The 20,429-nt window shown below is 47.0% G+C and carries 20 protein-coding genes; 9 read left to right on the top strand and 11 right to left on the bottom strand.

Annotated features, from left to right (window positions below):
* Nucleotides 1-32 precede the first annotated feature (32 nt).
* A complete protein-coding gene (locus AC5JR3_RS06455; protein WP_495844166.1) occupies nt 33-1,016 on the top strand; it encodes a LysR family transcriptional regulator in 984 nt (327 codons plus the stop codon).
* A 120-nt stretch (nt 1,017-1,136) separates the two neighbouring features.
* Nucleotides 1,137-2,192, top strand: a complete 1,056-nt coding sequence (locus AC5JR3_RS06450; protein WP_495844164.1) for an anthranilate phosphoribosyltransferase family protein — start codon at nt 1,137-1,139, stop codon at nt 2,190-2,192.
* Nucleotides 2,193-2,610: 418 nt separating this feature from the next.
* Here the strand turns inward: AC5JR3_RS06450 and AC5JR3_RS06445 are convergent, their stop codons facing one another.
* Complete coding sequence (locus tag AC5JR3_RS06445) at nt 2,611-3,378, bottom strand: HAD family hydrolase (protein ID WP_495844162.1); 768 nt, start codon at nt 3,376-3,378, stop codon at nt 2,611-2,613.
* Nucleotides 3,379-3,413: 35 nt separating this feature from the next.
* Between AC5JR3_RS06445 and AC5JR3_RS06440 the strand changes: the two genes are divergently transcribed.
* Together AC5JR3_RS06440 and AC5JR3_RS06435 are read left to right on the top strand one after the other, a co-directional pair.
* Nucleotides 3,414-5,075, top strand: coding sequence for a D-Ala-D-Ala carboxypeptidase family metallohydrolase (locus AC5JR3_RS06440; RefSeq protein WP_495844160.1), 1,662 nt, complete (start codon nt 3,414-3,416; stop codon nt 5,073-5,075).
* A 289-nt stretch (nt 5,076-5,364) separates the two neighbouring features.
* Nucleotides 5,365-6,165, top strand: coding sequence for a hypothetical protein (locus AC5JR3_RS06435; RefSeq protein WP_495844158.1), 801 nt, complete (start codon nt 5,365-5,367; stop codon nt 6,163-6,165).
* A 298-nt stretch (nt 6,166-6,463) separates the two neighbouring features.
* Here the strand turns inward: AC5JR3_RS06435 and AC5JR3_RS06430 are convergent, their stop codons facing one another.
* The 6 genes from AC5JR3_RS06430 to AC5JR3_RS06405 all read right to left on the bottom strand — a co-directional run bounded on the left by AC5JR3_RS06430 (nt 6,464) and on the right by AC5JR3_RS06405 (nt 12,875).
* Complete coding sequence (locus AC5JR3_RS06430; protein WP_495844156.1) at nt 6,464-7,390, bottom strand: Rpn family recombination-promoting nuclease/putative transposase; 927 nt, start codon at nt 7,388-7,390, stop codon at nt 6,464-6,466.
* Between the two features lie 251 nt (nt 7,391-7,641).
* Nucleotides 7,642-8,595: a succinylglutamate desuccinylase/aspartoacylase family protein gene (locus tag AC5JR3_RS06425; protein WP_495844257.1), complete on the bottom strand. Its 954-nt coding sequence runs from the start codon at nt 8,593-8,595 to the stop codon at nt 7,642-7,644.
* A gap of 129 nt (nt 8,596-8,724) precedes the next feature.
* Complete coding sequence (gene rimK, locus AC5JR3_RS06420) at nt 8,725-9,630, bottom strand: 30S ribosomal protein S6--L-glutamate ligase (protein ID WP_495844154.1); 906 nt, start codon at nt 9,628-9,630, stop codon at nt 8,725-8,727.
* Nucleotides 9,631-9,632: 2 nt separating this feature from the next.
* Nucleotides 9,633-10,103, bottom strand: coding sequence for an ATP-dependent zinc protease family protein (locus AC5JR3_RS06415; RefSeq protein ID WP_495844152.1), 471 nt, complete (start codon nt 10,101-10,103; stop codon nt 9,633-9,635).
* 140 nt (nt 10,104-10,243) lie between these two features.
* Nucleotides 10,244-11,440, bottom strand: coding sequence for a Coenzyme F420 hydrogenase/dehydrogenase, beta subunit C-terminal domain (locus AC5JR3_RS06410; RefSeq protein ID WP_495844150.1), 1,197 nt, complete (start codon nt 11,438-11,440; stop codon nt 10,244-10,246).
* 220 nt (nt 11,441-11,660) lie between these two features.
* The gene (locus tag AC5JR3_RS06405; protein ID WP_495844148.1) at nt 11,661-12,875 is read right to left on the bottom strand and encodes a GerMN domain-containing protein; all 1,215 of its coding nucleotides are present in this window, start codon (nt 12,873-12,875) and stop codon (nt 11,661-11,663) included.
* 279 nt (nt 12,876-13,154) lie between these two features.
* On the opposite strand from AC5JR3_RS06405, the gene AC5JR3_RS06400 reads away from it, so the two are divergent.
* Nucleotides 13,155-13,757, top strand: coding sequence for a 2OG-Fe(II) oxygenase (locus AC5JR3_RS06400; RefSeq protein WP_495844255.1), 603 nt, complete (start codon nt 13,155-13,157; stop codon nt 13,755-13,757).
* Nucleotides 13,758-13,772: 15 nt separating this feature from the next.
* Here AC5JR3_RS06400 and AC5JR3_RS06395 read toward each other — a convergent pair whose 3' ends face one another.
* Together AC5JR3_RS06395 and AC5JR3_RS06390 are read right to left on the bottom strand one after the other, a co-directional pair.
* Nucleotides 13,773-14,315, bottom strand: a complete 543-nt coding sequence (locus AC5JR3_RS06395; RefSeq protein WP_495844146.1) for a pyridoxamine 5'-phosphate oxidase family protein — start codon at nt 14,313-14,315, stop codon at nt 13,773-13,775.
* Nucleotides 14,316-14,643: 328 nt separating this feature from the next.
* Nucleotides 14,644-15,084: a Spy/CpxP family protein refolding chaperone gene (locus AC5JR3_RS06390; protein ID WP_495844144.1), complete on the bottom strand. Its 441-nt coding sequence runs from the start codon at nt 15,082-15,084 to the stop codon at nt 14,644-14,646.
* Between the two features lie 530 nt (nt 15,085-15,614).
* Between AC5JR3_RS06390 and AC5JR3_RS06385 the strand changes: the two genes are divergently transcribed.
* The 3 genes from AC5JR3_RS06385 (at nt 15,615) to AC5JR3_RS06375 (ending at nt 18,040) form a co-directional block, all read left to right on the top strand.
* Nucleotides 15,615-15,986: a hypothetical protein gene (locus AC5JR3_RS06385; protein WP_495844142.1), complete on the top strand. Its 372-nt coding sequence runs from the start codon at nt 15,615-15,617 to the stop codon at nt 15,984-15,986.
* Between the two features lie 177 nt (nt 15,987-16,163).
* Entirely contained in the window at nt 16,164-16,907 is a 744-nt protein-coding gene (locus tag AC5JR3_RS06380) for a class I SAM-dependent methyltransferase (RefSeq protein ID WP_495844140.1), read from the top strand.
* 275 nt (nt 16,908-17,182) lie between these two features.
* Entirely contained in the window at nt 17,183-18,040 is an 858-nt protein-coding gene (locus AC5JR3_RS06375; protein WP_495844138.1) for an HIT domain-containing protein, read from the top strand.
* A 57-nt stretch (nt 18,041-18,097) separates the two neighbouring features.
* On the opposite strand, the gene AC5JR3_RS06370 is transcribed toward AC5JR3_RS06375, so the two are convergent.
* Nucleotides 18,098-18,253 carry a hypothetical protein gene (locus AC5JR3_RS06370; protein ID WP_495844136.1) on the bottom strand — a complete coding sequence of 52 codons (156 nt, stop codon included), beginning with the start codon at nt 18,251-18,253 and terminating at the stop codon, nt 18,098-18,100.
* Nucleotides 18,254-18,262: 9 nt separating this feature from the next.
* Nucleotides 18,263-19,792, bottom strand: coding sequence for a YifB family Mg chelatase-like AAA ATPase (locus AC5JR3_RS06365; RefSeq protein ID WP_495844134.1), 1,530 nt, complete (start codon nt 19,790-19,792; stop codon nt 18,263-18,265).
* 140 nt (nt 19,793-19,932) lie between these two features.
* On the opposite strand from AC5JR3_RS06365, the gene AC5JR3_RS06360 reads away from it, so the two are divergent.
* On the top strand, nt 19,933-20,274 hold the full coding sequence (locus AC5JR3_RS06360) for a histidine triad nucleotide-binding protein (protein ID WP_495844132.1): 342 nt from the start codon (nt 19,933-19,935) through the stop codon (nt 20,272-20,274).
* The last annotated feature ends 155 nt before the right edge of the window (nt 20,275-20,429 follow it).

Here is a 20,429-nt window from a genome sequence, read left to right as displayed (position 1 = left end):
TTAGATGAAAATGTAATGTAATTTACATAACCATGCGGATTGAGCAGTTGCAAGCATTTCTGGCGATCGCCCAAACGGGTAGCTTTGGACAGGCGGCGCAAAAATGTCAGGTAACTCAGTCCACGATTAGCCGTCAAATTCAGTCTTTAGAAGCGGATTTGGGTGTGTCTCTGCTGCACCGTGCTGGGGTTGCCAAGCTGACGTTGGGGGGAGAACGCTTGTTACCTCATGCCCTGAAGATTTGCCAGGAGTGGACAAATGCTACCCAAGAGTTAGCAGATTTACTCGCAGGTAAGCAACCAGAACTGTGTGTGGCGGCGATTCACTCCGTCTGCGCTTACTATTTACCCCCGATGTTACAGGAGTTTTGCCGCCAGCACCCCGATTTGCAGTTACGGGTGACGGCATTGGGTAGCGATCGCGCTTTGAAGGTGTTGAAAGACGGTTTAGTCGATGTAGCGATTGTGATGAATAATCGCCTGCTCACCATTAGCTCAGAAATGGTAGTGGATGTCCTCTACGACGAACCGGTTGAAGTATTAATGGCGGCAAACCATCCCCTGGCTCAGTACAAACAGGTGCCGTGGTCAGAACTGGTGAAATATCCGCAAGTTGTGTTTAAAGATGGCTACGGGATGCAACGTCTGGTACAAGAGCACTTCGCCCGTCAGGGAGCCGCCTTAAAAATTGCGATGGAATTGAACACCCTTGATGCCTTCCGGGGGGTTGTGCGCCAAGGGGAATTAGTTGCCCTCTTACCTCAATCGGCTTTAATTGAGGCGCTAAGTGACTCGACTCTAGCCATAAGAGCGATCGCCTCCACCCCAGATACTGATTTCGACCTAACGCGCCAGGTTGTCCTCGTCACTACCCAAGACCGCCTGCAAATTCCTCCGATTCGGCATTTTTGTCAATTAGTCAAGGCGCTTAAAATCCCCACGGCTAGCTCTTTGCAGGAGCAGTCATTCGTTGATCAGGGTTCCTTGTTAATAGCACCAATCACCAGTTCCTGTTAACTTAATTTCATCCTTCATCCTTCACACTTCATCCTTAACATCGCTAATGGTTAATAGCACCAATCACCAGTTCCTGTTAATTTAATTTCATCCTTCATCCTTCACACTTCATCCTTAACTATGAGCGTTGCCTTCAGGGAATTACTAAAAAAAGTGGGTAGTGGTGTCCACACGGGCAAAAATTTGACTCGTGAAGAAGCAGCCGCCGCAACTCGGATGATGTTGCGACAAGAAGCCACTCCGGCGCAAATTGGTGCTTTTATGATTGCCCATCGCATTAAGCGTCCGACACCTGAAGAGTTAGCGGGAATGTTGGATGCTTACGATCAGTTGGGGCCAAAATTGCCAGTGAAGGATGAAAATAGCCTGCCTGTAACAGTTTTTGGGATACCCTATGATGGGCGATCGCGAACAGCTCCGATCATCCCTATTACGGCGTTGATCTTGGCAACGGTTGGCGTCCTCGTCGTGATGCACGGTGGCGATCGTATGCCTACCAAGTACGGCATCCCCCTGATTGAGATTTGGCAGGGATTGGGCGTTGACTTTTCTGCTCTTTCCCTTGCCCAAACCCAGCAATTGTTTGAGAAAACTGGCGTAGGTTTTGTCTATATTCCCCAACACTTTCCGTTAGCTAACGATTTAGTTCCTTACCGCGACCAAATTGGCAAACGCCCTCCTACCGCCACCTTGGAGTTAGTCTGGTCGCCTTGTGCAGGAAATGTTCATCTAGTCGCGGGCTACGTCCATCCGCCCACAGAAACCCGGTTTAGAGAAACTTTGGAGTTGCGCGGGGCGAGTAATTTTACTTTGGTGAAGGGGTTAGAGGGGAGTTGCGACTTGCCACGAGAACGAACAGCAATTATTACCGTGAGCCAATTTGAGACGAATGCAGGTTTTGAACGCCTGCTATTGCATCCCCGCGATTATGGTTTTGATGGCAAGGATGTACCATTTGAGTCGGCTAACGAACTCATTGCCGGGATGCAGGAGGTATTGCAAGGCAAACCCTCAGAGTTGATGAGCAGTGCCATCTGGAATGGGGGGTTTTACCTCTGGCGGTGTGGGGTTTGTCCAGATTTTCCCACCGGTTTAGCCAAAGCGGAAGCGCTGTTAACGGCTGGTGATGTTGCCCGAAAACTACAGGAGATTGTTGACATTCAGCACTATAAATAGAAATAGATCAGGTTCTGAAGTATTAAATCAAACGATAGTAATAAGAAGAAACCGTGAGACAACAGTGTCCCACGGCATCGGTGTAGTGTGAGGAGTTTTAACTCTATTCCTATTTAAAGAGACTTGAGCCTCGAAGCGATCGCTGGTAACAATTTTTGTAACCTAATTTTCTGAAAGAGTCGTGCGATCGCCAAGCCGACTTATCCAGCAGATCGCTCCCTTTTTAAACTAGGTTTGTATCACTTGAACTTAAGCCCCATGGCACTGATTTAAGAAAATTCATCACAAGCGATCAAACCTTGTGCAGGGGGTCTGGGGGAGGCACTCATCCCAATCGTGGGGGGATTAGGGGGAAGCCCCCCCAAGCTGGGTTTTTCTCAAGAACAACTATTTGCCGCTTAAGTCAGTGCCATTCAACTTAAACCTGTAAGCCTTGGGCTAACTCACAAAACCCTTCCCCTGCCGCTGCTGTGGTGAGATAGGCAGGCTGATACCTCAGTTCCTCGGCATATTCTAAGACATTGGCAACACCGACAGAATTGGGAAACAGTTGCGGGTTGAAGAGACTAGCATCGTTGGGACTGTCGCCAACAGTGAGGACTTGCGCTGGCGCGTATTGCGGAAAGTAATCGTGCAGGACTTGTAGTAGTCCTGAGGCTTTATCCTGAAGGGCGGGTTTGATGTGGCACTGGACAGAACTGTAGGTAAATCCCCAACCTAACTGCTGACACAATTTGTCTAAATGTTGCAGTTGGGCAAGAGTGAGATAGCGATTATCAAACGTCCAATCTGTAAGGCGAAAGCGGTTATCTGCCGACTCTTGAATATGAGGAAATTCTGACTGGAGATGCCCAAAGGCGGCGGCGAGGGCTTGCCGATGTTTAAGGAAGTCGGGAACAGCGCTTAAGAGGATGGGTTCCTCACAATTAATAGGATAGAAAAGACCGCCGTTTTCAGCGATCGCCCCAGCAACGGGTAAATAACTCACCAGTCCACTCACCCAACCTGCCGAACGACCTGTAACAATTAGCACAGGCAGTACCCTTTGCAACGCTTCTAGGGATTGGAGTAAAGTTGCTGTAAACTTTCCCTGGGTGGTCAGGGTACCATCCATATCAGTAGCAATTAAACGAATATTTTTAAATCTCTTGTCAGCGATCGCCTGATGAAGAGGTAAGAAAGCCATAAATTGGTGTTTATTGGGTTATCAAAACGCAGCATATGTCTTCTATGGCACCAGATCAGCGGAACTACTACTACCTTTTGGAAGCCGAACGGACTGGTCTTCATAAGCCAGTTCTGGCAGCCCTTTACCAAGCCCACTCTTCCCCCCCTCTCAAGGATGGGGAAACGGGTTTAGGAGTTGTGCCTGCCAATCGAGTTATGAGAGAGCAGCTGGATACTTTTCCTGAGCAAGTTCAGTATGCAGCCAATGCCATTCGCAGTTTAGCGGACAATCTCATCGCTCAGGGATGGACATCTGAGGATTTGTGGAATGCTCAGCAGGGTCGCTACGCGGACAAGTTTCTTCAACGCATTGCGGAGGGATATAATCCTCCAGCCAGCGAACCCATGACCGCCCGTTTAGAGCCAACAAACTTTGATACGCTGAGGCAAGCTTATTTAGTAGACCTGGAAACTGATTTTGCCGCGTCAGCCTTACCGCAAAATCTGGGTTATTTAGACCGAGCGCTACTGACTTTGGCGGAGCGCATCCCTACTTACTATACGGGGCTAGCACATCAACGGGATGCGGTACTTGAAGCGGTGCGGATTTGGCGTCAGCTTGATACCCGCTCATCGGCGATCGGCTCATTGATCCCCACCGCCAATTTGCCTACCACCCTCACCGATGAGTCTCAGTTGGATATCCCCTTAAAGCAGTTTGTCCAGAGAGTTTCAATTAACTATTCAGGCTCTCCTTATCAGCGGGAGGGACTGCTGCGCCTGGCGCAGTTGTGGCGTCAACTAGAGACACGAGAAGAGGCGATCGCCAGCCTGGAAACGAATACCTCTCCGGCTGAAAACCTCTCAATCATTGACCCGGCTCTCATTGCCTTTATCCAACGTATTCCTGAGTATTACAAAGGAGAAGGCAACCAACGCAATGCCCTAACTGAAGGATTTCGACTCTGGCGGCAGCTAGACTCTCGCGCCACTGCCCTCTCTACCCTGGGTATTAATCCTGAACTTCTGACAAGTAGTACCACTAATCCCACAACCCTGGCAAATCTTGCCGCCCAGCTCGATCGAGAATTACTCTCTTTCGTTCGGCGTCTCCCAGGAGCCTATCAAGAAACCGATCTGCAACGGGAAGCCTTGATCCGTCTCGTTCAAATTTGGCGCAACTTACCGACGAGAAACCAGGCAATTCAAACGTTAATAGAAGACCGCAAACGCCTCGATCAATCCGGACGTAATACGATTGATGTTGCCCCAAGACCAGAGCCGATTGTCATTCCCAAACGTCCAGCTCGTTGGACACCCAACAACATTCAGCTTTCGCTCTCCATCATCCCTAATGGTAGCTTTACCTGGGCAGAAGCGACCTATGGTGGCACCCGGATGCCCCGAAGTCAAGCCACGGTAGATGCGATGATTCGGATTGCCACAATGGCACAACAGGCGCGCGATCGCATTGGTCGTCCGTTTATCGTTACCAGTTGGTATCGCCCACCCGCCATTAACCGTTCCGTCGGTGGAGCCATAAATAGCCGTCACATCGTTGGCGATGCCATTGATTTTATTGTCGAAGGTCTAACGGGCAACCAACTTTACTGGTCTCTTGACCCCTGGTGGCCCGGTGGTTTAGGTCGTTATATTAAATTTCCCAACTTGTGTCACATTGACAGCCGTAACTACCGGGCACGGTGGCGCAATTAGAATTTATTCAGCGATCGCCTAGTGACCGTGCTTTGTCTGCGAGCGGTAGATCCCCCCAAACCCCAACCCGGTCAGTAGTTGTCTGTTGTTTCTAAAAACTGGGAATTGGCGTTAGCTACGTTAGAAGCGTCTTGGCGACTGGGGATGGGGGATAAACTATTGCTCATCAGCGATGAACAACAGTCACAGGCTACTGACTAATAACTTAAGTTGCCGGGATAATAATTCAATTATTTCCCTAATCAAGGGCATTCTAAAAATAGTTATGTAGTTCCAGCCAGTAGTAACCATGTCTACTTTTTCCTTTCCCAGAGAACCAATATTGGCTCAAGCCCCTGCAAAGTCGCCTACCGTTGCTCCGGCACAGCCGTCACCCTCGCCTGTCACTGTTGCCGGGTCTGGATCTCAGCCCGCTGGAATATGGATGTTGACTTCAGTCGGGCTGCTTTTACTGCTAGTGGGTTTAGCCGCGTACGGCAAGTTACAACTAGACAAACAGACGAAAGCCCTCAAGTTTGAGCAGTTTAAAACCAAAGACCTCCAGAAAAAGCTGAAGCTGGCGCTAGAGACGATCAAGAAAATGGAGCGAAATCCAGACTTGGTTCACTCCCGCGAGTTCAACTTGGATTACCTCAGAATGCGAATGGATGAAGAGGTGTTTCACTTTGCGATCGTCAACCAAATTAAGATCAGGGTTAAGCAACTCATTAGTGTGGCGCTTCGTCCAAATCAAGCTGCTCAAGCCGCAATTGGTATTGCTTCGACAGCGGGGCGTCAAGTTGATGAAATATTTGACGTCATATATGAAACGGAAAGTGGTGGTAAGCGCATCAAACGGGTACTTTTCCGGATTCAGATCAGATTAATGAAACTGCCTACCCAATCAACTTCCGCTACTATTAGCCAAATTATTGATTGTATTGAAACTTTCCTCAGTCCCGCTGAAGACCATGATAGCTGGCAACCGACAATTCAAGGTCGTATTGTCGTTATCAACTGGGATCAAAAAGCGAAGCCGACTCCTTTGCTAGTGCTGGAACAATCCAGTGAAGGTGTCAACGTAACGTTGAAAACAAAGCGAGCAGTTTAACGGCAGGAAAGTACAACTACTCAGGGTGCAACTATTAAACTTTATCAACTCCTCTGTGAATACTTTTCCTCATCTTTGTAGGGGCAAAAGAGATAGAGAAACTGTTCTTTGATCGGCAGTTCTCATCTAGTTAAGCGCTTATATCTACTATCTGCTCAAATTAGGAGTGGTCAATAAAGCTGTTACTCTGTTTGGGCTTGACGTTAACTACGATTTTTGTTAATGAGTGCAGTCTTTAAGTAAAGTTGACTCTCAGGGAATGGTTGAAGCGCGATCGCCCTTAAAAAGAGTATGGTTTTTAGCGCTCTTGGCTATCCAACCAGCTCTCCAAATCTGCCACCGCCGAAAAATCCAACAGCGCCTCCGCTAAATTCTCCATCTGAGTCAGCGATAACTGAGAAATACGCTCCTGCAACTCCGGCTCAACTGCACCAACTTGCCGCGTCAGTTGCCGCCTAATCAGCGCTAACTGTCCCTCTTGTCTTCCCTCCTGTCTTCCCCGTTGTAGCCCTTGCTCCATCCAACTTGTGACAATTTCCATAACCACCTCCTGTTCCTGTGGTTCTATGCTACTGATTTCCACTTGGAAACGTTGCTCCTCCTCTGCATTGAGACGCAAATATGTATCGATGAACCCAGAAATTAACTGCATCCGTGCCGGATTGAGGCGCAAGGTTGCTAGTAGCCGCAGACATTCCAGCTTCACTCTAGGACGTTCTTCGGTGGCAATGTTCATCTTTGCCATCAGTGCACTGGCGACGGGATTCGGCTGACGTAGATAATCTCGCCAATTCAGGCGATTGAGCTGAATCACCTGATAGTGGAACTCCAGAACCACTTGGTCAGGAAATTCCACTCGGTGAACGTCGGGTTCTGGGCGTCGAGGAGTATCAAAAGAAAATAGAGCGATGGGATATACGGGTAGGGCAAATTTTTCGTAGAGACGTGCAAAGTAGCGAAACATCCGCCATCCGAAGTCAGATTGAGGACTCGCTTGGTTTTCGACGTGAATCAGAAAGAAGGAGTCTTGTGCTCTAAATCTAGCTTTCACGAGCAAATCGGCTTCATACTGCTCACCCGCCGTCACATCAGTAAAGAGTTCTTTATCAATAAATTCCAGAGAGTCTGCTTGGAGATAAGTAAGAACTTCGGGAAAAAAGAGTTCTAAAAATTCCACAAAAAAGGTAGTGATTAGCTCTTTAAATAGGCGATCGTGGTCTGTCATGTTAATTTTATATTTCCATAAATTTTCTGATATCTAAAACACAAATACTGCTTTTACTTATAAGCAACATAGCTAATCTATTAATAAATAATTACAACCTATCTAACGCGGAATTTAGGGAAAACAAAACTACGTTAAAACAGTTATTAACCCCTTTTGATCTCACGACTCAATCTTTTATTTCAATTTTTTAATTACTAATCACAGAGGTTACTAGAATGCGATCGCTCGTTAATGTTACAACGACGAGATTACTCCTTCTTGTCAGAACGAGCATCGAAAACGGCTAGATGCAAAATTCCATCTCCCTGGTTCACTAAAGGATTTTGCGTGTAACCGATAACTACACCATTACAGGGAGCATAGGTGTTGAAGGTGCTTTCACCAAAGGCATCAGAAATAACGCCTAAGAGCTGTTTTTTTTCTACTTGTTGACCTAAAGTAACCTTCAGATGAAAAATGCCACTGCGCCGCGCCCGTATCCACTTACTTTCTTTGACTTCCATCGGTGGCGCAGCAGGGGGCGTTAACCCCAACTGCACCATTCCCAGGTGATTCATCACTTGCAATATGCCTTTTACACCGATGGCGATCGCATAATCATCAAACCTCAGTGCTTCTCCCCCTTCATACAACAGTACAGGGATGCCTCGCTGAGTTGCGGCTTGCCGTAGGGAACCATCGCGGGTGGTGGCATGAATCAGCATCGGCGCACCGAACGCCTTAGCACAGCGATAGGTTTCTGCATCTTGTAAATTTGCACGCACTTGCGGCAGATTCGTGCGGTGATGGGAAGCCGTATGCAGATCAATGCCGTGGGTGCAACGGCTGACGACTTCTCGCATAAATAAGTGCGCCAAGCGGGATGCCAAGGAACCACGGGGAGAACCAGGAAACGAGCGGTTGAGATCCCGTCTATCCGGCAAGTAGCGGGACTGCTCGATAAAGCCGAAAACATTGACAATGGGGACAGCGATCAAGCTACCGTACAATTGCTCCGGCTTAACTTGTTCTAAAACTTGGCGAATAATCTCCACACCATTGATTTCATCACCGTGGATGGCAGCACTAAGCCACAGCTTGGGCCCCGTTTGCAAGCCATTAATGATAGTGACAGGTAACGAGAGCATCGTTTGTGTCGGCAGACGCCCTACGGGAAGTTCTAAGCACTTGCGTTCCCCTGGTGCGATCGCCACACCCGCCATCCGAATCACTGCTGGTATCTCAACACCATCGAGATTTAATTCCTGACTACTCAATTTCTTCTATTAGCAACCGTTGAGTAAGTATAGATATCCTAATTTTTAAACGGTTTTCCCTGACGACTCACAAAATTAATACTGAATGCGATCGCGCGTTTTTCCTAAAGTGGCGTTTTTTTCTAAAAATTCAATAATTCTTGCTGCCACATCTACCCCCGCTGCCTTTTCAATCCCCTCTAGTCCCGGTGAAGAATTTACCTCCATCACCACCGAACCATGATTTGAGCGTAGCAAATCTACCCCAGCTACTCTCAGCCCCATTGCTTTTGCTGCCCGTATCGCTGTACTTCGCTCCTCTGGCGTCAACTTGATTTTCTCCGCTGTTCCGCCTCGGTGCAGGTTTGAGCGGAATTCTCCTGGTGCGCTTTGCCGTTTCATTGATGCCACAACCTTATCACCAATCACAAAGCAGCGAATATCCATACCTGCGGCTTCTTTGATATATTCCTGCACCAAAATATTTGCATCCAAACCGCGAAAGGCTTCAATTACCGACTTCGCTGCTTGGTGAGTTTCTGCCAGCACCACCCCAATTCCTTGGGTTCCCTCCAGCAGCTTAATCACTAACGGCGCACCGCCAACCAGTTCGATTAAGCCGTCAATATCTTGTGTTGAATGGGCAAAGCCCGTCACAGGTAAACCAATGCCTTCACGGGAGAGGATTTGCAAGCAGCGCAACTTATCGCGAGAGCGAGAAATTGCCTGCGATTCGTTAGCACTGAAGACTCCCATGACCTCAAACTGTCGTACCACTGCCGTTCCGTAGAACGTTTTTGACGCCCCAATCCGAGGAATGACCGCATCAAAATTTTCCAACGGTTTTCCCTGATACATCACCATTGGCTTATGAGAGGTGATGTTCATATAACAGCGCACATAATCAACCACCCGAATCTGGTGTCCTCGTTCTTCTCCAGCCTCTTTTAGACGACGAGTGGAGTACAGTGATGCATCCTGGGATAAAATTGCGATTTTCATCGTTATTTGTGACTTATCTGCTTAATTTTAGGGTTCTCAGCCGAACCATACAAAAAGGAGCAACCTGCATCTACTAAAAAGCGACGACGTACCGCCTGCCGTCCCAGCAACATCCGAAAGCCCATGACATCGCGATTTGTTAAAGTCAATTCAATGGGAAACACGTACTCTCCTAGGGTTACAGGAGTCTGAATAACGGGTCGCACTGTGGCTTGTCCGCCGGAATTCCGAACGGATCGTTGATCGAGAAGTTCGGCTTCCGCCAGAACAGTGTGGTAGGTGTCCTGTTGGTAGGGATGAACTTTGAAGCGTACCATCATCTTCCCCTCACGCTCAAACCTTTCCACATCGAAAGCATGTAAAGCAGAAGAACGTGCCCCCGTGTCAATTTTTGCCTTAACGTTTATAATTCCCAACTCCGGCAAAGAAAGCCGTTCTCGCCAGCCGATTAAAGGCAATTCCTGCTGTTTCATAAAACGGTTAGAGAGTGGTTTGCCGTTCTCTTCACTCAAAGCAAGGGTAGGTGAGCCTGTTTTTTACTGGCAACCTATCCCCATTCATGGAATAGGGGCACAGCATACCATGCCCCTACAAGTCCTATGCTTATAGCTGATTACGATACAGGTAACTTGTACTGTCCGACAATCCGCTTGGCGTACTCTGGAACATGCGCCTCCAACTTCTCTGGATGGTGGCGCTTCATGTATAAATAGTTGCGAGTGAAGTGCGAGTCAATCGAGAAGCGGGCATACTCCAATCCTTTGGGGCCAATCTGTTCAATCACCACACCCATCATCTTCGCCGCCCACATTGGCAGAGTGACGCCTTTGTCGTAAGCGGGAATGCTTTGCTGCACAGCATTGCGTCTGTCTCCCTTCGACATTACAGGCTGCGTTTCTAGCTGTTCTTGCACCAAGTCCAGCATTTCTTGCCCCGTGTCGTTGCGAACTACAATCCATTGCCAGCCAAAGGGTGCGCCCATATAACCCACCACTAAGTCTGCCAAGGAATTTACATAGTCAAAACAACTCATGCAGGAAGGCGCAAAGACATCCTTAAGTTGATTCGTCTTCAATCCAAAAAACGGTACCATTTCAATCGAGCCATCTTCATGCTTGAAGTGAACCCGGAAGTCTTGCATAAACTCGTAATGCACCACTGTTTCTGGGGAACGGCTGGTGGTTTCCAAAAACTTCTGCAATCCCGCACGGGTAACGTTATCTACGCAGGGCGTGCCTAAAACATAAAGCTTTTCTAAGCCCAGTTCCTTCTCGACTGCGCGCAATGCCTGAATCTGGCAACCAACGCCGATAACCAGTAGCCGCTTCATCCCAGATTTCTCGATTTCCTCCAACACCGATAAATTAGGCGAAAGCGTTGGTTTATTCACCCGTGCTGCCAGAATCTCCTCTGGTGTCCGCGCAATAATCGGCATCGGTTGAAATCGGTCTTCCTTGGTGTTTTGAACGCAGACAACGCCTTCCACCAAGCCTCGATTGAGCATTTCAATGGCAATGCTGCTGACAATCCCCGTCCACTGCGCCCCCTCAATCGGCTGAGTTTTTCGCGCCGCCATCATATCTTGATGAACGCCAAAGTACCAATCATCTTGGTTATCTAAATCGCGGCTGCGTCCGTGGGCTTCTTCTTCCAATTCGGCAATCTGCTGGTTTAAGAAAGCACACGCTTCCTTGACATAATGGATGTAGTATGTATCACACAAGCCGCACTCGCTGCATAGTTCCTTAGCAGGGCGACGGCTACCTGTTTTCAGGGCTTTGGCTTTTTGATGAGGGAAAACCGAGGTCATGTAAAGGGATGTTTATTAATGGATGAAGCAATAACTGTCAGAGTAAAGCAGGAGTGAGGCTTTAAGCTACCAAACATTAAGCGATTGTAACTGACGGAAGCTGAGATCCCCGACTTCTCTAAGAAGTCGGGGATCTGAACCGTGGTTTGAATAAGCTCCATGTATCAGTCGCCCATTGCTTCAGATTAAGATGCGATCGCGCTTATCCCTCATTTAACCATTACGCTTCAGGACGGACATCCAAACAACCTTCGATGTAATTCACCTCCGGCAGTTTACCCGCCAACATGGCATTCACTCGCTCTCCTTTAGTAACAAACTTGAGACGTAAGTTTTTGTCTCTATTGCTTTTCGGGATAAACGTCAGGAAATGACCATCTTCTGAATACGGAAGTCTGCTTACTTGTAGGTTGCCGCCATACAGTGACTGAACTGACTCTTCAGTATCTGGAATCTTTGCCCCGCTGACCGTGGTAATATCGTCTGTCTCAATCTCCACCCTAGCGATTCGACCGTTCGTCACCATGAAAACAACGCCCTCTGGTTCTCCAGCTAGTTTGTAGTAGTCGCAGATGCGATTGGGATTGGGATTGGACGACACGAGTTTAATTCCCGCCGCCTGTGATGCTTGCTCAACCGTCATTCCGATATTCACAGGACCAATACCATTAATAGCAAGTTGCGAGTTTCTGTTGAGTTTCGGCTGAGTGCTGACTGAACCCAAACATCTGTTGTCACCGCTTGCATCTGCCAAACAGTTGCCATTTTTGTTCAAAAGAACTACAGATTTAATGGTGGAAAACTGCTTGAGGGTTGTTTCGATAGCGCTTTGGGCGCGAGCATCATCACCAATGCCCGCAGATAGCACATCCCGACAAAATTGCAGTCTAGCGACACCCTGATTGATCGAGAGAGTAAAGTCTTTGCCACAGTTAGAATTTCCCCTTAACTGAAGCGCTGTAGTTACACCATTTTGTTTCTCTCTACTCGTGGGGCCAGCAATCAGTTGTTCAATGGCAAAGCTGGCAACACCTTCGCTTGAGGTGGTTCGCCATACGGGTTTGACAGCGGTGAAATCTTCTGCACTCTCAGGACTTTTCGGAAAGAATACCTTCACGTTTTTGAGAGTTGCTTTAGCGGGGGCTGAGGGTTTTTGAGCGACCTGTCTTGTTGGACGACTGGCGGAGTTTGAGGAATTTTGCGCCACTCTTGCGGGACGCTCTTCTAGCGAATCGGTTTGCTGGGAGTCATAAGGGAGTTCTCTGTCTTCAAACTCTGTGGAGGAATCTGTTGTGTCTGCTGATTGTTCTATTTCTTCCTGAGAGAAATCTGAGGAGTTGGGCGTGTCTGCCACTGATCCCACGCAAGCACTGAGTCCCAAAATGCTCAGTAGTAGGAAGCCAGATAGTAAAGCCGAGCGATGGTTCTTCTGCATGTTTCTTTGATGATTAGATAACCCACATCTCCATGCTTAGCTGGAAGGGAACACATATGTGGGCGTGTGTCAATGCTGCTATCAACATCAACAGGAGCAGATGGTTTTCCTGACGGGTTGAACAAAAGATTCAATGGTTTAGCATCCCTCTTAGAAACCCTAGTGCTTTACCAAGGGTTGGGCAAAAGCAGGGGCGACATCAGGAAAGCTACCATAGCAAAGGCAAAGGCACTTATTGCTTCGCTAGTCTCCTCACCTAATTTCAATCTCCTGAGCGCCTTGAACTACTATTCTCAACACCCCAACGCCTTCTCAAGTAATTACCTCAACGACCTGCGAGGAGAGATTCTGGCGTGTTCTTATCTGGCAATCAACAACCTCAACCGTGACTTCGTTGGCACTAAAGGGTTTTCTGTGGTGTTTCAACGTTCAGAACTTGGGGAAGTAGAACGGCGGTTTCCCTTCTTCAAGCCCTATTTAGACCAAGCGTTACAACCCACCTGTAATGCTTTCTACCTCAACCCCCTGCTACTCAAAGAAGGCTCCCGCGTCGATCCTCATATCGATCGCTCTTTGCGGTCTTACTGCAAAACGGTTGAGCCTCCCGTGGTAGTTAGCGTTCTTTATGTGCAGGTACCGTCCAATCTGCAAGGGGGAGAGTTGGTGCTGCGCCGGAACAAACGGCAAGTTGGGCAGATTAAGCCACAAGCCAATACACTGCTGTATTTTCAGGGCGACCTCACCCATGCGGTTAATGCGGTTAAGACCACTGGGACTCGTTTAAGTTTGGTTTGCGAACAATACAGCCTGAGCGAAGCAGAACTGCAAGATATTCCAGCGTTCACAATAGAGTCTAGGGCAGTGAAGGCTCACCGGAAGTAACAAAGGCGATCGCTCTTACTGCGCCCCAATCAGGTCTTTGAGATGAAGCTGGATCTTGATATCCACTAACTGATTCTCGATTGGCAAGCGATCGCCTGAAATCCACGCTTCTGTCGGTCGGAACTGATAAATTCTGCGAGGTGAGTCCAACAGATAGTCCTCAACGGTTCTGTGCAGTTGCTTCCCAGCCCGATTAAACAGCAGTTTCATTATCGACGCTACTTGCTCTGGCTTTACCTCTGATGCCGTTCCGTAAAAATAGAGTCCTTTCCCTGTCCCCTCTTTAACATGGGAATTGAAAATGGCGATCGCGACTCGTCCATTGTTGTGATCAATGTTTTGTGAATGTTTAGCTGCTACTGCTGATGACCAATAGAGGTTCCAGTTGTGATCGGGGACGAAAAAAACGGGGGATACCCAAGGAAAACCTTCTGACGAGCAGGTGGATAATGTGCAGTAGAGGGTATTTTCAATAATTTGACGGGCGTTTTCGATGACTTCTGGGTTGTTTGAGTCGATTGTGTTGACCCATCCATTTTCAGCAGCGGCTGGTTCCATCGGCTCCAACTTCTAGGCTAATTTGCCATTATTCTACCTAGACGGCAAATCTTAATACTCTTCAATTTGGCAGTGTAGTGAAAGCGCACCGCCACGACACGCAGCAAGGTTGAGCATAGGTTGGGTTGGCTTCTGGGAAGCAGGCGACGTGTAGTGCGATCGCGCCCCTCACCCTAATCAATTAGACATCTTTAAGCACAGGGCATAGGCTCTAGTTGATAGTAATGTTTCCCTGCTCTCTTGATGCTCTGCACTTGATCGGCAAGATCTTTTCGCGCGACCTTTCAAATGCAGAGCAAAGACCTAATTTAGAACTGTTGTGCTCGTTCTATTGTTGACTTGCTCCCTCAGATTGTTGCTGACGGCGTTGACGCCATTGCTGGCGAGATTCCTGAAGTTGTTGCTGTTGCTCAGGAGTCAGCACTGCTTGCATCTGAGTCTTGGCGTTCTGCCAAATCTCTTGCATCCTTGACTGTTGCTCTGGGGTTAGATTCAGGTTTGGTCTTTGCCGTTGCTCTTTAGCAAGGCGCATTTGTTCCTGTTGCTCCGGGGTGAGAATGGAATTCATTTGCTGACGCGTAGACTCCTGAATTTGCCGCATTTGCGCCTGTTGAGCATCCGTCAAATTTAGTTGACCGAATTTCATTCTCGCTCCACCGACGCCGCTAGGATTAGCAACAGCCGCTTGGTTCAAAACGGGAATCATTGGGGAAGCAGCAAGCATCAATGCGATCGCCCCTGGCAATAAGAACAAAGATTTCTTCTTCATAACTGTGAAAGTTTCAGGTTGTGAGTGTGCAGCAACAACGCATTTGAATTGTTGTACTACCTTAGACTAGGCAGGGATGAGGATGGTTCAGTCTTGATTCAAACCGATCGTGTTGATTGACTGGAAAAACTCCTACACCCCTTGATTTATAGGTTGGTATATCGAGATATGCGAAATATGTAAAATCGTTGAAAGTATTGTCTGCGTTGGGCTTCACGATTTTCAGCCCCGCCGACCCGCAAAGATTTATCAGTCAACCGACACGACCTGTGTCCTGCTTAGTTTTTATTTCTGCTTTACCCAAGTGCGAGTAAATCCCAGGCGATCGTCCCACGTCCTAAGTTGAGTTAGCACAAACAACCTAATCTCGCCATTCCAAAATGTGGAGCTGATGATTCTGTCTAAGGATGGACGGAAGTGAAAATGTGATTTGTTTATGGTTATATGAGCTGAAGTACACAATTTTTAAGATTGTCCTTATTTTCAGCGTTCACTCAAGCAAATTTAGAAAAGATTTAAGGCATCGCAATATGACCGCAGCTTTGAGTCCCGATCGTGAGATCAAAGGGATATCAAAAAAATTGTCGTCTGTTTTTCCCTTGACTAATTTCCTCAAAGTAGAACAACAACTCATTCAACGGCTAGCTCGTGAAGATTTAGAGCGGCAGGTAAATCCTTCCTCTGAGTTAGCAAGCAGTCTTGAAGTGACGAGCGCTAATGCTCTGAGGAGAGCTTACACAGCAGATGATGTAGATGCGGCTCACTTATTTTTGCAACGCATTCTTTACCTGATTAATCGGCTCAACCTGTTCCGGTACGAAGGGTTGCGCCATCATACAAACGAGCGATCCTCTTATTTGCAGTGGGTACGCGATCGCCTTAAATCTGTTTGGCAAGAGTGAGAACTAATACTGGGTTGCAACCAGGAAAAACGGGTAGGCGATCGTGCCGATGCAGCCATCATTCGCGCCCTCAAATAGGTAGAGCAATCCTATTGATTTAGCATCATTTGAAAGATTCTCTAGGGGGTATTGCAGCCAACCTCCTCCACATTAAATGCACACGGTGAAATTTATCTCATGAAAGAAGCATTATTATCCTCGAACACAGTCGTTCAACCCTATTCACCTAATGAAGTTTTCTCCTGTCCAGAAGAATCTCAGTTTTATTCTCAGTGTCTGGAAAGAATGGTGCTAAATCACTGCACCCGTTTTGATTCCGTCGTCGAATTTGGTGCCGGAGATGGTAGTCCAGTAATTAATTGTTTACTTAAAATTAAATTTAAGGGCTTTGTTCAAGGTTATGAATTAAATTCTGCGGCTTGTGAAATAGGGAGTTCTAGGATTGAGCAATATCGGCTTAACCATCAATACACCATTCACAATAAGTGTTTCTTCAAGAACTTTTCCTCTAATGCCAATTATCTAATTGCCAACCCACCTTACCTTCCTGCACCCGATGACGAGCTATATATGCCTTCCTTGCATGGTGGTGCGGATGGAGCAAGCATTACTAAACAGCTTCTCTCATTAGATTGCGAGAATGTTTTGTTGATGATTTCGGCATACTCTAATCCAGTTGAAACTATTGATTACGCGATCGCTCAGGATTATCAGGTTATTGACTTTCTGATTTCTCCCCTGAAGTTTGGTTACTACAGCTGCGAACCGAAAGTTAGACAGACTATTGCCAAGCTACAAAAAAATCGTCAAGCCTTCTATTCGCAAAATATTTACTTTCTGGCAGGTGTCTTATTTAAAAAGAAAAATAGTTCTAATACAGATTTATCATCAGAATTACTAAAAGTAATGACGGCGCTGTAACAACTTCAAGGTGTAATTTACCTCGTCTACAGTTTTCTAGATAACATCCAGAAACCTTTCAAGCTCTATGCCTTAACGCAATGCTGCAATTAGAATAGACGCCTCATTCCTATGGCTCTATTCTAATTACCTAGCGTTCTCTAACGTGTCAATAGCAGTAATGATTGGCATACTCTATTTACTAAACCTTGCTTTTAGCATAACTCGTTGACCTAATTATTTTGGTGATCGTTGATACTATTAGTATCTTAAAAAAGATCATCTTTTAGGTTTTTATGAAGAAGCAGAAAAATCAATTCAGCCACCTGACGGCAATAGAAAGAATTCATCTGTCGTTTCCTGCACAGTTCTTGTTGAGCCAGAACTTACTTCAAGGTAAAATATTAGACTTTGGTTGCGGCTTCGGTAATGATGTCAAGTTGTTGCGACAGAAAGGTTTTGATATTGCGGGATATGACCCTCATTATTTCCCAGAATACCCTCATGGCAAGTTCGATACGATAATTTGCTTTTATGTTCTAAATGTTTTATTTTCTGAAGAGCAAGCTAATGTTCTTATGGAAGTTTCCCATCTCTTAAAGCCAGGGGGCAAGGCTTATTATGCAGTCAGAAGAGATCTTAAAAAAGAAGGTTTTCGAGAACACTACGTTTATAAAAAACCTACCTATCAATGTATTGTAAGACTGCCTTTCAAGCCAATTCATTTAGAGGAGTATTGTGAAATTTATGAATATGTTCATTACAATCATCAAAGAAATTCATCTAATAAATGTATATTTTGCAATCCGCATAAAAATTTAACTTTACTAACCGAGTCAGCGACAGCTTATGCGATATTTGATGGCTACCCTCTGAGTAAAGGTCATGTTTTAGTTTTACCAAAACGTCATATTGCTAATTATTTTGAGCTGCCATTTAAAGAACAATCCGCTTGCTGGTTTATGGCTAACAAGGTGCAAGAAATTTTGAGTAAAGAATTTCAGCCTGACGGTTTTAATGTGGGAATGAATATCAATAGGGTTGCAGGTCAAACGATGATGCACGCGAATATTCATATTATTCCTCGCTACCAAGGTGATACCGTCGGGGCTAAGGGCGGAATGAGACAGGTGATTCCTAAAAAGAAAAGTTAGGGATGAATCATCAAGTCAAAACAAACCTCAGGCTGTTGGCGATCGCGTTAATACCAGTCAAGTAATCAGCCAAAGACGGCACCGTGCGCCCCCAGGATAACTTGGTGGCATTCGTGTGATTGTGGGATGCTTATCTTCGTTGGTGAGATTAGCCGCCTGACGAATTTTTGATGTGTCGTTTATCTGCCGATCGATTGCAGATTGCTGACACAAATATTCTCATCACTGCATTCTATCGATTGTCCGGTACTGAACTGCTTCAGCAACATGGTGAGTTTTTAGGTGCTCATCTCCGGCTAAATCAGCAATAGTGCGGGCAACTTTTAAAATGCGATCGCTTGCCCTTGCCGACAGCCCTAGCTTCCGAATAGCGGCTTCTAATAAACTACGACTGGCATCATCTAATAAACACCATTCTAGGAGGTGACGGCTTTGTAACTGGGCATTGCAACTGATACTTGGTTCTGCCTGAAAACGATGACAAGCGCGATCGCGTGCGGCTTGGACTCTTTCCCGGACTATTGCTGATTCTTCTCCCTGGGGTTGTCGCGTAATTTCTTCTGGCTTAAGACGATTTACCGCCACTTGCAAATCAACTCTGTCCATCAAGGGGCCAGAAAGCTTTGCCCAGTATTGCTCTCGCTGTCGGGGAGAACAAGTGCAGGCTTGGATAGTGTCGCCGTAGTAACCACAGGGGCAGGGATTAGTACTTGCCACTAGGGTAAACTGAGCCGGGAACATCACCGACTGGCGAGTCCGGGAAATCGTCACATGACCATCTTCTAAAGGCTGACGCAAAAATTCCAGCACATCTCGCTTAAATTCCGTCAGTTCATCTAAGAAAAGGACACCCCGGTGAGATAGAGAGATTTCTCCAGGACGGGGAAAGCTCCCTCCACCCACCAAAGAGGGGCCAGAAGCCGAGTGATGAGGGCTACGAAAGGGGCGATCGCTTACCAAGGAACCTCGCTCTTTCAGTAACCCAGCCACGGAATGGATTTGCGTCACTTCCAAGGCTTCCGAGAACGATAAAGGTGGCAAGATACCAGATAAACGTCTAGCGAGCATCGTCTTCCCGCTTCCGGGAGGCCCGACAAAAATTAAATTATGTCCCCCCGCCGCCGCAATTTCCAATGCCCGACGAGCATGTTGCTGCCCCTTTACATCTTTTAAATCTGGCCCTGTATATCGAGACCGAGACAACTCCTTTAACCGATCAATTTGAAACGGTTTGTAACGCTCCGGCTGATTCAAAAAGTCAGCCACCTGTTCAAGATGTTTGAATCCATAGACCGCTAAATCTTGCACTACGGCGGCTTCCCGTGCATTATCAGCCGGAACCACTAACCCTGTAATTCCTAGGCGTTGAGCCGCAGCAGCAATGGGGAGAATACCCGCGATCGCCCGCAAACTACCATCTAAGGAAACCTCCCCCAAAAACAGATAATCGCCCAATAACTGAGCGCTCACTTGTTCCGATGCCGCCAAAATTCCTACACTAATGGGCAAATCAAAACTTGGCCCTTCCTTACGCAAGTCAGCAGGGGTGAGGTTGATCACAATCTTCCGCATCGGAAAAGCAAAGCCAGCATTTTTCAGCGCCGCCTTTACCCGTTCTCGCGATTCCTGCACCGCCGCATCCGGCAAACCTACTACTACGATTCCTGGTAAGCCCCCAGACACATCAACTTCGACACCAACCTTGACCGCATCAATACCAACAATCGAGGCACTCCAAATCCTGGCAAGCATATCACCCTAAGCCTGAGACTGCTCGCCAGTATAGTGCTTGCCTTCTTAGTAGCTAATCCGGAGAATTACTGTATTGAGTCCTCTTGAGCACGTCTAACCCTTAAAATTGCTCGTAGCAAATCAGTAACAATAAGGACTGTATGAGTGAGACGATTTTTAGCAAAATTATCCGCAAGGAAATTCCTGCTGACATTGTTTACGAAGATGACTTAGCCCTTGCCTTCAAAGACATCAATCCCCAAGCCCCCGTTCACATCCTGGTCATTCCCAAAAAGACCATTGTGCAACTAGCAACGGCTGAGTCAGACGACCACGCAGTATTAGGTCATCTCCTCCTAACCGCTAAACGAGTTGCCGAGGAAGCGGGACTGAGTAATGGCTACCGTGTTGTGATTAACAACGGTGCTGATGGTGGACAAACCGTTGACCACCTTCACTTACACATTTTGGGAGGCCGTTCTCTACAATGGCCCCCCGGTTAGGAATTAGGTCGAAATGTTAAGATTCTTCAAATAACTTTACAAAACACCTGAAGAACGTTAATGTAACTGTAGGCGGCAAGAAACTGCTGCCGAACAAAAACCAAATCATTGCAATTATCTCAACCATGACAACCACACTACAAAGACGCGAAAGC

Source organism: Kastovskya adunca, from assembly GCF_059505785.1.
This window is presented reverse-complemented; position numbering and strand designations above follow the sequence as displayed.